The organism is Klebsiella grimontii, assembly GCF_042137965.1.
In the GTDB taxonomy this organism is placed as follows: domain Bacteria; phylum Pseudomonadota; class Gammaproteobacteria; order Enterobacterales; family Enterobacteriaceae; genus Klebsiella; species Klebsiella grimontii.
The window spans coordinates 5,407,031-5,419,590 of the sequence record NZ_CP169721.1 but is presented as its reverse complement, the minus strand read 5'-3'; the positions used below and the strand labels follow the sequence as shown (position 1 = coordinate 5,419,590).

General features: G+C 52.8%; 8 protein-coding genes. All 8 read left to right on the top strand.

The window, feature by feature from the left end:
* Positions 1-92 precede the first annotated feature (92 nt).
* The 8 genes from secE (at position 93) to rpoC (ending at position 12,191) form a co-directional block, all read left to right on the top strand.
* Positions 93-476, top strand: a complete 384-nt coding sequence (secE, locus tag ACE3MN_RS25365; RefSeq protein ID WP_004097638.1) for a preprotein translocase subunit SecE — start codon at positions 93-95, stop codon at positions 474-476.
* Position 477: 1 nt separating this feature from the next.
* Complete coding sequence (gene nusG / locus ACE3MN_RS25360; RefSeq protein WP_002438628.1) at positions 478-1,023, top strand: transcription termination/antitermination protein NusG; 546 nt, start codon at positions 478-480, stop codon at positions 1,021-1,023.
* Positions 1,024-1,176: 153 nt separating this feature from the next.
* A complete protein-coding gene (rplK, locus tag ACE3MN_RS25355) occupies positions 1,177-1,605 on the top strand; it encodes a 50S ribosomal protein L11 (protein WP_004097640.1) in 429 nt (142 codons plus the stop codon).
* A 3-nt stretch (positions 1,606-1,608) separates the two neighbouring features.
* Positions 1,609-2,313, top strand: coding sequence for a 50S ribosomal protein L1 (gene rplA, locus ACE3MN_RS25350; protein ID WP_004097642.1), 705 nt, complete (start codon positions 1,609-1,611; stop codon positions 2,311-2,313).
* Between the two features lie 294 nt (positions 2,314-2,607).
* Positions 2,608-3,105, top strand: a complete 498-nt coding sequence (rplJ, locus tag ACE3MN_RS25345) for a 50S ribosomal protein L10 (protein ID WP_004097644.1) — start codon at positions 2,608-2,610, stop codon at positions 3,103-3,105.
* A 66-nt stretch (positions 3,106-3,171) separates the two neighbouring features.
* Entirely contained in the window at positions 3,172-3,537 is a 366-nt protein-coding gene (rplL, locus tag ACE3MN_RS25340) for a 50S ribosomal protein L7/L12 (protein WP_004097645.1), read from the top strand.
* A 325-nt stretch (positions 3,538-3,862) separates the two neighbouring features.
* The gene (rpoB, locus tag ACE3MN_RS25335; RefSeq protein ID WP_024360687.1) at positions 3,863-7,891 is read left to right on the top strand and encodes a DNA-directed RNA polymerase subunit beta; all 4,029 of its coding nucleotides are present in this window, start codon (positions 3,863-3,865) and stop codon (positions 7,889-7,891) included.
* A 76-nt stretch (positions 7,892-7,967) separates the two neighbouring features.
* Positions 7,968-12,191, top strand: coding sequence for a DNA-directed RNA polymerase subunit beta' (gene rpoC, locus ACE3MN_RS25330; protein WP_004127580.1), 4,224 nt, complete (start codon positions 7,968-7,970; stop codon positions 12,189-12,191).
* Positions 12,192-12,560: the final 369 nt, after the last annotated feature.

The window sequence follows — 12,560 nt, the reverse complement described above, 5'->3', positions numbered from 1 at the left end:
AGTCCGAAACGCAGCAGAGCATTTCGGTTTGGTCGCCTCGCATCTCATGCGGGGTGAAGTTATTTGTCTGAATTCTTGTGACAGGTTGGTTTATGAGTGCGAATACCGAAGCTCAAGGGAGCGGGCGCGGCCTCGAAGCGATGAAGTGGACAATCGTAGTCGTGCTGCTGGTCGTGGCCATCGTCGGCAACTTCCTTTATCGTGACATTATGCTGGCAGTGCGTGCGCTGGCTGTAGTGATTCTGATCGCTGCAGCGGGCGGTGTCGCGCTGTTAACGACAAAAGGTAAGGCGACAGTCGCCTTCGCTCGTGAAGCGAGAACCGAAGTCCGCAAGGTGATCTGGCCGACTCGCCAGGAAACGTTGCATACCACGCTGATTGTTGCCGCAGTGACAGCCGTAATGTCACTGATCCTGTGGGGACTGGATGGTATTCTGGTTCGCCTGGTATCCTTTATCACTGGCCTGAGGTTCTGAGATGTCTGAAGCTCCTAAAAAACGCTGGTACGTCGTTCAGGCGTTTTCCGGTTTTGAAGGTCGCGTAGCTACCTCGTTGCGTGAACATATCAAATTACACAATATGGAAGAGCTGTTTGGCGAAGTCATGGTGCCGACCGAAGAAGTGGTCGAAATCCGCGGCGGCCAGCGTCGTAAAAGCGAACGCAAATTCTTCCCGGGCTACGTGCTGGTCCAGATGGTGATGAACGACGCGAGCTGGCACCTGGTGCGCAGCGTACCGCGCGTGATGGGTTTCATCGGCGGTACGTCTGACCGTCCGGCACCGATCAGTGACAAAGAAGTCGACGCGATCATGAACCGCCTGCAGCAGGTTGGCGATAAGCCGCGGCCGAAAACGCTGTTTGAGCCGGGTGAAATGGTTCGCGTTAGCGACGGTCCATTTGCCGACTTTAATGGTGTGGTTGAAGAAGTGGACTACGAGAAGTCTCGTCTGAAAGTGTCCGTTTCTATCTTCGGTCGTGCGACGCCGGTTGAACTGGACTTCGCTCAGGTAGAAAAAGCCTAACAGCCGATCAAAAAAGCAACGTTTTAATCGTTGCATGAGGCGCGGAATTGACATACAATTTCGCGCCTTTTGTTTTTATGGGTCTGATTCCCATAAAGCGATATTTATCACGGGGAGCCTTTTCAGGCGCTACACCCAAACGAGGAAATTTACATGGCTAAGAAAGTACAAGCCTATGTCAAGCTGCAGGTTGCAGCTGGTATGGCAAACCCGAGTCCGCCGGTTGGTCCAGCACTGGGTCAGCAGGGTGTGAACATCATGGAATTCTGCAAAGCGTTCAACGCAAAAACTGAATCCCTGGAAAAAGGTCTGCCGATCCCGGTTGTTATTACCGTTTACGCTGACCGTTCTTTCACCTTCGTTACCAAAACTCCGCCGGCAGCAGTTCTGCTGAAAAAAGCGGCAGGTATCAAGTCTGGTTCCGGTAAACCGAACAAAGACAAAGTAGGTAAAATTTCCCGCGCTCAGCTGCAGGAAATCGCGCAGACCAAAGCTGCCGACATGACTGGTTCCGACATTGAAGCGATGACTCGCTCCATTGAAGGTACTGCACGTTCCATGGGCCTGGTAGTGGAGGATTAAGAAATGGCTAAACTGACCAAGCGCATGTCCGTGATTCGTGACAAAGTTGATGCGACCAAACAGTACGACATCAACGAAGCCATCTCTCTGCTGAAAGAACTGGCTACTGCTAAGTTCGTTGAAAGCGTTGATGTTGCCGTTAACCTCGGCATCGACGCTCGTAAATCTGACCAGAACGTCCGTGGCGCGACCGTACTGCCGCACGGTACTGGCCGTTCAGTTCGCGTAGCCGTATTTGCCCAGGGCCCGAACGCTGAAGCAGCTAAAGCTGCTGGCGCAGAGCTGGTAGGTATGGAAGATCTGGCTGACCAGATCAAAAAAGGCGAAATGAACTTTGACGTTGTTATTGCTTCCCCGGATGCAATGCGCGTTGTTGGCCAACTGGGCCAGGTTCTGGGTCCGCGCGGCCTGATGCCAAACCCGAAAGTGGGTACCGTAACGCCGAACGTTGCTGAAGCGGTTAAGAACGCTAAAGCAGGTCAGGTTCGTTACCGTAACGACAAAAACGGAATCATCCACACCACCATCGGTAAAGTGGATTTTGACGCTGATAAACTGAAAGAAAACCTGGAAGCTCTGCTGGTTGCGCTGAAAAAAGCGAAACCGACTCAGGCTAAAGGCGTGTACATCAAGAAAATCAGCATCTCCACCACCATGGGTGCTGGCGTTGCCGTTGATCAGGCTGGTCTGAGCGCTTCTGCGAACTAAGATTAGCTTTACGTGGGCGGTGAATTTGTCTACAATCTTACCCCCACGTTTGTTAACGAAAGTTAGCAGATAAAAAGATTTGTTCGTTGGAGCCTGGCCTATCCAGGCCTCCGTCGAAGACCGCAGGTGTTTCGCAAGAGACTTAATGCCCTGCGTAGACGGTGACAGAACGCTAAGATTATTTTTGGATACTCTGGCTTGTTTCTGCTCACCGTATTAAGACGCTCTTCTCTTTGAGTCGAGTGAAGTGAGTTCCAGAGCATGAGCTCTGGCAAACATCCAGGAGCAAAGCTAATGGCTTTAAATCTTCAAGACAAACAAGCGATTGTTGCTGAAGTCAGCGAAGTAGCCAAAGGCGCGCTGTCTGCAGTAGTTGCGGATTCCCGTGGCGTGACTGTAGACAAAATGACTGAACTGCGTAAAGCAGGTCGTGAAGCTGGCGTATACATGCGTGTTGTTCGTAACACCCTGCTGCGCCGCGTCGTTGAAGGTACTCCTTTCGAGTGCCTGAAAGACACGTTTGTTGGTCCGACCCTGATTGCATACTCTATGGAACACCCGGGCGCTGCCGCTCGTCTGTTCAAAGAGTTCGCGAAAGCGAATGCAAAATTTGAGGTCAAAGCCGCAGCCTTTGAAGGTGAGCTGATCCCGGCGTCGCAAATCGACCGCCTGGCAACTCTGCCGACCTACGAAGAAGCAATTGCACGCCTGATGGCAACCATGAAAGAAGCTTCGGCTGGCAAACTGGTTCGCACTCTGGCTGCTGTACGCGATGCGAAAGAAGCTGCTTAATCGCAGTTGTCTTTGTAAAGCATTCGCTTACGTATAAACTTATTCTGATATTCAGGAACAATTTAAATGTCTATCACTAAAGATCAAATCATTGAAGCAGTATCCGCTATGTCCGTAATGGACGTTGTTGAGCTGATCTCTGCAATGGAAGAAAAATTCGGTGTTTCCGCTGCTGCTGCTGTAGCTGTAGCTGCTGGCCCGGTTGAAGCTGCTGAAGAAAAAACTGAATTCGACGTAATTCTGAAAGGTATCGGCGCTAACAAAGTTGCCGTTATCAAAGCAGTACGTGGCGCAACTGGCCTGGGTCTGAAAGAAGCTAAAGACCTGGTAGAATCTGCTCCGGCCGCTCTGAAAGAAGGCGTGAGCAAAGATGACGCTGAAGCACTGAAAAAATCTCTGGAAGAAGCTGGCGCTGAAGTTGAAGTTAAATAAGCCAACCTTTCCGGTTGCAGCCTGAGAAATCAGGCTGATGGCTGGTGACTTTTTAGTCACCAGCCTTTTTGCGCTGTAAGGCGCCAGTAGAATTTCACACTGTTTGACTGCTGGTTGTCCTGACAATGCTTGTTTCTATAGACGACTTAATATACTGCGACAGGTTAGGGTTCCTGAGCTGTGTAAATCGCAATGAAATGGTTTAAGCGTGATAGAAACAGGTATTGCGGAAAGTGTTCCATTTTCCGGTCAACAAAATAGTGTTGCATAAAAAACTGCCTTATGTGGGCAGATGGGTCGACTTGTCAGCGAGCTGAGGAACCCTATGGTTTACTCCTATACCGAGAAAAAACGTATTCGTAAGGATTTTGGTAAACGTCCGCAGGTTCTGGACATACCTTATCTCCTTTCTATCCAGCTTGACTCGTTTCAGAAGTTCATCGAGCAAGATCCTGAAGGGCAGTATGGTCTGGAAGCAGCTTTCCGTTCCGTATTCCCGATTAAAAGCTACAGCGGTAACTCTGAGCTGCAGTACGTCAGCTACCGTCTGGGCGAACCGGTTTTTGACGTTAAAGAATGTCAGATCCGCGGCGTGACCTACTCGGCACCGCTGCGCGTAAAACTGCGTCTGGTGATCTACGAGCGCGAAGCGCCGGAAGGCACCGTTAAAGACATTAAAGAACAAGAAGTCTACATGGGCGAAATTCCGCTCATGACCGACAACGGTACCTTCGTTATCAACGGTACCGAGCGCGTTATCGTTTCTCAGCTGCACCGTAGCCCGGGCGTCTTCTTTGACAGTGACAAAGGTAAGACCCACTCTTCCGGTAAGGTCCTGTATAACGCACGTATCATTCCTTACCGTGGCTCCTGGCTGGACTTCGAGTTCGACCCGAAAGACAACCTGTTTGTCCGTATTGACCGTCGTCGTAAGCTGCCGGCTACCATCATCCTGCGCGCGCTGAATTACACCACTGAGCAGATCCTTGACCTGTTCTTCGAGAAAGTGGTCTTTGAAATTCGCGATAACAAGCTGCAGATGGAACTGGTTCCGGAGCGTCTGCGCGGCGAAACCGCCTCCTTCGACATCGAAGCGAACGGTAAAGTGTACGTTGAGAAAGGGCGTCGCATCACCGCACGTCACATTCGCCAACTGGAAAAAGACGATATCAAACATATCGAAGTTCCGGTTGAGTACATTGCGGGCAAAGTCGCCTCTAAAGATTATGTCGACGAATCTACTGGCGAGCTGATCTGCCCAGCGAACATGGAGCTGAGCCTGGATCTGCTGGCTAAGCTGAGCCAGTCTGGCCATAAGCGTATCGAAACGCTGTTCACCAACGATCTGGACCACGGTCCGTACATGTCTGAGACTGTACGCGTCGACCCGACCAATGACCGTCTGAGCGCGCTGGTAGAGATCTACCGCATGATGCGTCCTGGTGAGCCGCCGACTCGCGAAGCGGCTGAAAGCCTGTTCGAGAACCTGTTCTTCTCCGAAGACCGCTACGATCTGTCCGCGGTTGGTCGTATGAAGTTCAACCGTTCTCTGCTGCGCGACGAAATCGAAGGATCCGGTATCCTGAGCAAAGAAGACATCATCGAAGTGATGAAGAAGCTCATTGATATCCGTAACGGTAAAGGCGAAGTCGATGATATCGACCACCTCGGCAACCGTCGTATCCGTTCCGTAGGCGAAATGGCGGAAAACCAGTTCCGCGTTGGCCTGGTGCGCGTAGAGCGTGCGGTGAAAGAGCGTCTGTCTCTGGGCGATCTGGACACCCTGATGCCTCAGGATATGATCAACGCCAAGCCGATTTCCGCAGCAGTGAAAGAGTTCTTTGGTTCCAGCCAGCTGTCTCAGTTTATGGACCAGAACAACCCGCTGTCTGAGATTACGCACAAACGTCGTATCTCCGCACTCGGCCCGGGCGGTCTGACCCGTGAACGCGCAGGCTTTGAGGTTCGAGACGTACATCCGACCCACTACGGTCGCGTATGCCCAATCGAAACGCCTGAAGGTCCGAACATCGGTCTGATCAACTCCCTGTCCGTGTACGCACAGACTAACGAATACGGCTTCCTTGAGACGCCGTATCGTAAAGTGACCGACGGTGTTGTAACCGACGAAATTCATTACCTGTCTGCTATCGAAGAAGGCAACTACGTTATCGCTCAGGCGAACTCCAACCTGGATGACGAAGGCCACTTTGTAGAAGATCTGGTTACTTGCCGTAGTAAAGGCGAATCCAGCTTGTTCAGCCGCGACCAGGTTGACTACATGGACGTATCCACCCAGCAGGTGGTTTCCGTCGGTGCGTCCCTGATCCCGTTCCTGGAACACGATGACGCCAACCGTGCATTGATGGGTGCGAACATGCAACGTCAGGCCGTTCCAACTCTGCGCGCTGATAAGCCGCTGGTTGGTACCGGTATGGAACGTGCTGTTGCCGTTGACTCTGGTGTAACTGCGGTTGCTAAACGTGGCGGTACCGTTCAGTACGTGGATGCTTCCCGTATCGTTATTAAAGTTAACGAAGACGAGATGTACCCGGGCGAAGCAGGTATCGACATCTATAACCTGACCAAGTACACCCGCTCGAACCAGAACACCTGTATCAACCAGATGCCGTGTGTCTCTCTGGGCGAGCCAATTGAGCGCGGCGACGTGCTGGCTGACGGCCCGTCCACCGACCTCGGTGAACTGGCGCTCGGTCAGAACATGCGCGTAGCGTTCATGCCGTGGAACGGTTACAACTTCGAAGACTCCATCCTCGTTTCCGAGCGTGTTGTCCAGGAAGACCGTTTTACCACCATCCACATTCAGGAACTGGCGTGCGTGTCTCGTGACACCAAGCTGGGGCCGGAAGAGATCACTGCCGACATCCCGAACGTGGGTGAAGCTGCGCTCTCTAAACTGGATGAATCCGGTATCGTTTATATCGGTGCGGAAGTGACCGGCGGCGATATTCTGGTTGGTAAGGTTACGCCGAAAGGTGAAACCCAGCTGACGCCGGAAGAGAAACTGCTGCGCGCGATCTTCGGCGAGAAAGCGTCTGACGTTAAAGATTCTTCTCTGCGCGTACCAAACGGTGTCTCCGGTACCATTATCGACGTTCAGGTCTTTACCCGCGACGGCGTAGAAAAAGACAAACGCGCGCTGGAAATCGAAGAGATGCAGCTCAAACAGGCTAAAAAAGACCTGTCTGAAGAACTGCAGATCCTCGAAGCCGGCCTGTTTGGACGTATCTACGCGGTGCTGGTCTCCGGTGGTATCGAAGCTGAGAAGCTCGACAAGCTGCCGCGCGATCGCTGGCTGGAACTGGGCCTGACCGACGAAGAGAAGCAAAATCAGCTGGAACAGCTGGCTGAGCAGTACGACGAACTGAAACACGAGTTCGAGAAAAAACTCGAAGCGAAACGCCGCAAAATCACTCAGGGCGACGATCTGGCACCGGGCGTGCTGAAGATTGTTAAAGTGTATCTGGCCGTTAAACGTCAGATTCAGCCTGGTGACAAAATGGCAGGTCGTCACGGTAACAAGGGTGTTATCTCTAAGATCAACCCGATCGAAGATATGCCTTACGATGAAAACGGCACGCCGGTAGACATCGTACTGAACCCGCTGGGCGTACCGTCTCGTATGAACATCGGTCAGATCCTGGAAACCCACCTGGGTATGGCTGCGAAAGGTATTGGCGAGAAAATCAACGCCATGCTGAAACAGCAGCAGGAAGTCGCCAAACTGCGCGAGTTCATCCAGCGTGCCTACGATCTGGGTACCGACGTTCGTCAGAAGGTGGATCTGAATACCTTCACTGACGAAGAAGTTATGCGTCTCGCTGAAAACCTGAAAAAAGGTATGCCGATCGCAACGCCGGTCTTCGACGGTGCGAAAGAGTCTGAAATCAAGGAACTGTTACAGCTTGGTGGCCTGCCGACTTCCGGCCAGATCACCCTGTTCGACGGTCGTACCGGTGAGCAATTCGAGCGCCAGGTTACCGTTGGCTACATGTACATGCTGAAACTGAACCACCTGGTTGATGACAAAATGCATGCGCGTTCTACCGGTTCCTACAGCCTGGTTACTCAGCAGCCGCTGGGTGGTAAGGCGCAGTTCGGTGGTCAGCGCTTCGGGGAGATGGAAGTGTGGGCGCTGGAAGCATATGGCGCGGCATACACCCTGCAGGAAATGCTCACCGTTAAGTCTGATGACGTGAACGGCCGTACTAAGATGTATAAAAACATCGTAGACGGCAACCATCAGATGGAACCGGGCATGCCGGAATCCTTCAACGTACTGTTGAAAGAGATTCGCTCGCTGGGCATCAACATCGAACTGGAAGACGAGTAACTCTCGCTCAAACAGGTCACTGGTGCCGGGGTAAGACCCGGCGCCAGATTGTGCTAACTCCGACGGGAGCAAATCCGTGAAAGACTTATTAAAGTTTCTGAAAGCGCAAACTAAAACCGAAGAGTTTGATGCGATCAAAATTGCTCTGGCATCGCCAGACATGATCCGTTCATGGTCTTTTGGTGAAGTTAAAAAGCCGGAAACCATTAACTACCGTACGTTCAAACCTGAGCGTGACGGCCTTTTCTGTGCGCGTATTTTCGGGCCAGTAAAAGATTACGAGTGCCTGTGCGGTAAGTACAAGCGCCTGAAACACCGCGGTGTGATCTGTGAGAAGTGCGGCGTTGAAGTGACCCAGACTAAAGTGCGCCGTGAGCGTATGGGCCACATCGAGCTGGCGTCTCCGACCGCCCACATCTGGTTCCTGAAGTCTCTGCCGTCCCGTATCGGCCTGCTGCTCGATATGCCGCTGCGCGATATCGAACGCGTGCTGTACTTCGAATCCTATGTGGTTATCGAAGGTGGTATGACCAACCTGGAACGCCAGCAGATCCTGACTGAAGAGCAGTATCTGGATGCGCTGGAAGAGTTCGGTGACGAATTTGACGCGAAGATGGGTGCGGAAGCTATCCAGGCCCTGCTGAAGAGCATGGATCTGGAGCAAGAGTGTGAAACTCTGCGCGAAGAGCTGAACGAAACCAACTCCGAAACCAAGCGTAAGAAGCTGACCAAGCGTATCAAACTGCTGGAAGCGTTCGTCCAGTCTGGCAACAAGCCGGAGTGGATGATCCTGACCGTTCTGCCGGTACTGCCGCCAGATCTGCGTCCGCTGGTTCCGCTGGATGGCGGTCGTTTTGCGACTTCTGACCTGAACGATCTGTATCGTCGCGTCATTAACCGTAACAACCGTCTGAAACGTCTGCTGGATCTGGCCGCGCCGGACATCATCGTACGCAACGAAAAACGTATGCTGCAGGAAGCGGTTGACGCCCTGCTGGATAACGGTCGTCGCGGTCGTGCGATCACCGGTTCTAACAAGCGTCCTCTGAAATCTTTGGCCGATATGATCAAAGGTAAGCAGGGTCGTTTCCGTCAGAACCTGCTCGGTAAGCGCGTTGACTACTCCGGTCGTTCGGTTATCACCGTAGGTCCATACCTGCGTCTGCATCAGTGCGGTCTGCCGAAGAAAATGGCGCTGGAGCTGTTCAAACCGTTCATCTACGGCAAGCTGGAGCTGCGTGGCCTCGCCACCACCATCAAAGCCGCGAAGAAAATGGTTGAGCGCGAAGAAGCTGTCGTTTGGGATATCCTGGACGAAGTTATCCGCGAACACCCGGTACTGCTGAACCGTGCACCAACTCTGCACCGTCTGGGTATCCAGGCATTTGAGCCGGTACTGATCGAAGGTAAAGCTATTCAGCTTCACCCGCTGGTTTGTGCGGCATACAACGCCGACTTCGATGGTGACCAGATGGCTGTTCACGTACCGCTGACGCTGGAAGCCCAGCTCGAAGCGCGTGCGCTGATGATGTCTACCAACAACATCCTGTCCCCGGCGAACGGCGAACCTATCATCGTTCCGTCTCAGGACGTTGTACTGGGTCTGTACTACATGACCCGTGACTGTGTTAACGCCAAAGGCGAAGGCATGGTGCTGACTGGCCCGAAAGAAGCTGAGCGTATTTACCGCGCTGGCCTGGCCTCTCTGCATGCGCGCGTTAAAGTGCGTATCACCGAATACGAAAAAGATGAAAACGGCGAGTTCGTTGCGAAAACCAGCCTGAAAGATACGACCGTTGGTCGTGCCATTCTGTGGATGATCGTACCGAAAGGTCTGCCTTTCTCCATCGTCAACCAGGCGCTGGGTAAGAAAGCCATCTCCAAGATGCTGAACACCTGCTACCGTATTCTGGGCCTGAAACCGACCGTTATTTTTGCGGATCAGACGATGTACACCGGCTTTGCTTATGCAGCGCGTTCAGGTGCATCCGTTGGTATCGATGACATGGTCATCCCGGAGAAAAAATACGAGATCATCAGCGAAGCGGAAGCAGAAGTTGCTGAGATTCAGGAGCAGTTCCAGTCTGGTCTGGTGACCGCGGGCGAACGCTACAACAAAGTTATCGATATCTGGGCTGCGGCGAACGATCGTGTATCCAAAGCGATGATGGACAACCTGCAAACTGAAACCGTTATTAACCGTAACGGCGAAGAAGAGCAGCAGGTCTCCTTCAACAGCATCTACATGATGGCCGACTCCGGTGCGCGTGGTTCTGCTGCACAGATTCGTCAGCTTGCCGGTATGCGTGGTCTGATGGCGAAGCCGGATGGCTCCATCATCGAAACGCCGATCACCGCGAACTTCCGTGAAGGTCTGAACGTACTCCAGTACTTCATCTCCACGCACGGTGCGCGTAAAGGTCTGGCGGATACCGCACTGAAAACGGCGAACTCCGGTTACCTGACTCGTCGTCTGGTTGACGTCGCGCAGGACCTGGTCGTCACTGAAGATGACTGCGGCACCCTGGAAGGCATCACCATGACCCCGGTTATCGAGGGTGGCGATGTTAAAGAGCCGCTGCGCGATCGCGTTCTGGGTCGTGTGACTGCTGAAGACGTTCTGAAGCCGGGTACGGCGGACATTCTGGTTCCACGCAACACGCTGCTGCACGAGCACTGGTGCGATCTGCTGGAAGAGAACTCCGTTGACTCCGTCAAGGTACGTTCCGTTGTATCCTGCGACACCGACTTTGGTGTATGTGCCCACTGCTACGGTCGTGACCTGGCGCGTGGCCACATCATCAACAAAGGTGAGGCTATCGGCGTTATCGCGGCACAGTCCATCGGTGAGCCGGGTACACAGCTGACGATGCGTACGTTCCACATCGGTGGTGCGGCATCTCGTGCGGCTGCTGAGTCCAGCATCCAGGTGAAAAACAAAGGTAGCATCCGTCTGAGCAACGCGAAGTCGGTTGTGAACTCCAGCGGCAAACTGGTTATTACTTCCCGTAATACCGAGCTGAAGCTGATCGACGAATTCGGTCGTACCAAAGAGAGCTATAAAGTGCCTTACGGCTCCGTTATGGCTAAAGGTGATGGCGAGCAGGTTGCCGGCGGTGAAACCGTAGCAAACTGGGATCCGCACACCATGCCGGTTATCACGGAAGTGAGTGGTTTCGTCCGCTTCACTGACATGATTGACGGCCAGACCATTACTCGTCAGACCGACGAGCTGACCGGTCTCTCTTCTCTGGTGGTTCTGGATTCTGCAGAGCGTACCACTGGCGGTAAAGACCTGCGTCCGGCGCTGAAAATCGTTGATGCTCAGGGCAATGACGTTCTGATCCCTGGCACCGATATGCCTGCGCAGTACTTCCTGCCGGGTAAAGCGATTGTTCAGCTGGAAGATGGCGTACAGATCAGCTCTGGTGACACCCTGGCGCGTGTACCGCAGGAATCTGGCGGTACCAAGGACATCACCGGTGGTCTGCCGCGCGTTGCGGATCTGTTCGAAGCACGTCGTCCGAAAGAGCCGGCAATCCTGGCTGAAATCAGCGGCATCATTTCCTTCGGTAAAGAAACCAAAGGGAAACGTCGTCTGGTTATCACCCCGGTAGACGGTAGCGATCCGTACGAAGAGATGATTCCTAAGTGGCGTCAGCTCAACGTGTTCGAAGGTGAACGTGTAGAACGTGGTGACGTGGTTTCCGACGGTCCGGAAGCGCCGCACGACATTCTGCGTCTGCGTGGCGTGCATGCTGTGACGCGTTACATTGTTAACGAAGTTCAGGACGTATACCGTTTGCAGGGCGTTAAGATTAACGATAAGCACATCGAAGTTATCGTTCGTCAGATGCTGCGTAAAGCGACCATCGAAAGCGCCGGTAGCTCCGACTTCCTGGAAGGCGAACAGGTTGAATACTCTCGCGTTAAGATTGCAAACCGCGATCTGGAAGCGAATGGCAAAGTGGGGGCAACATTCGCCCGCGATCTGCTGGGTATCACCAAAGCGTCTCTGGCAACCGAATCGTTCATCTCTGCCGCATCGTTCCAGGAGACCACGCGTGTCCTGACCGAAGCAGCCGTAGCGGGTAAACGCGACGAACTGCGTGGCCTGAAAGAGAACGTTATCGTGGGTCGTTTGATCCCGGCCGGTACCGGTTATGCGTATCACCAGGATCGTATGCGCCGTCGCGCAGCGGGCGAGCTGCCAGCAGCGCCGCAGGTCAGCGTGGAAGAAGCTTCTGCCAACCTGGCAGAACTGCTGAACGCCGGTCTGGGCGGATCTGACAACGATTAATCGTTGATTCGCTAAGCGCTTAAAAAGCCAGTCAGGTAACCTGACTGGCTTTTTTTTTGCCTGCCAGTTTATTATCATTATTTCTATATCTACTTTTCGATTACATTTTATTGATATATTTGCTGCAATTAATTAGCAAGTATAAGCATCTGCCGTAATTATTTATTTTCTTTTCTGATTTTCATCATCTATCAATGGGTGAAAATTCTACACGTATCAAAAAATAAGCGCCGCAAACGCTATATAGTCAAAAAACTAAAATAATCATGTGATTACTTTCCCTGTTCTTTTCGGTTTACCGCAGCCGAGGGGATGGTTACGCCCGTCAAAAAGGCGATGGAGGAGGTGAACAAATAAAAACAAAGCGGA

Bases quoted from the DNA above. Each gene is read 5' to 3' on its own strand.
- secE (WP_004097638.1), top strand. From the start codon at position 93: ATGAGTGCGAATACCGAAGCTCAAGGGAGCGGGCGCGGCCTCGAAGCG.
- nusG (WP_002438628.1), top strand. From the start codon at position 478: ATGTCTGAAGCTCCTAAAAAACGCTGGTACGTCGTTCAGGCGTTTTCC.
- rplK (WP_004097640.1), top strand. From the start codon at position 1,177: ATGGCTAAGAAAGTACAAGCCTATGTCAAGCTGCAGGTTGCAGCTGGT.
- rplA (WP_004097642.1), top strand. From the start codon at position 1,609: ATGGCTAAACTGACCAAGCGCATGTCCGTGATTCGTGACAAAGTTGAT.
- rplJ (WP_004097644.1), top strand. From the start codon at position 2,608: ATGGCTTTAAATCTTCAAGACAAACAAGCGATTGTTGCTGAAGTCAGC.
- rplL (WP_004097645.1), top strand. From the start codon at position 3,172: ATGTCTATCACTAAAGATCAAATCATTGAAGCAGTATCCGCTATGTCC.
- rpoB (WP_024360687.1), top strand. From the start codon at position 3,863: ATGGTTTACTCCTATACCGAGAAAAAACGTATTCGTAAGGATTTTGGT.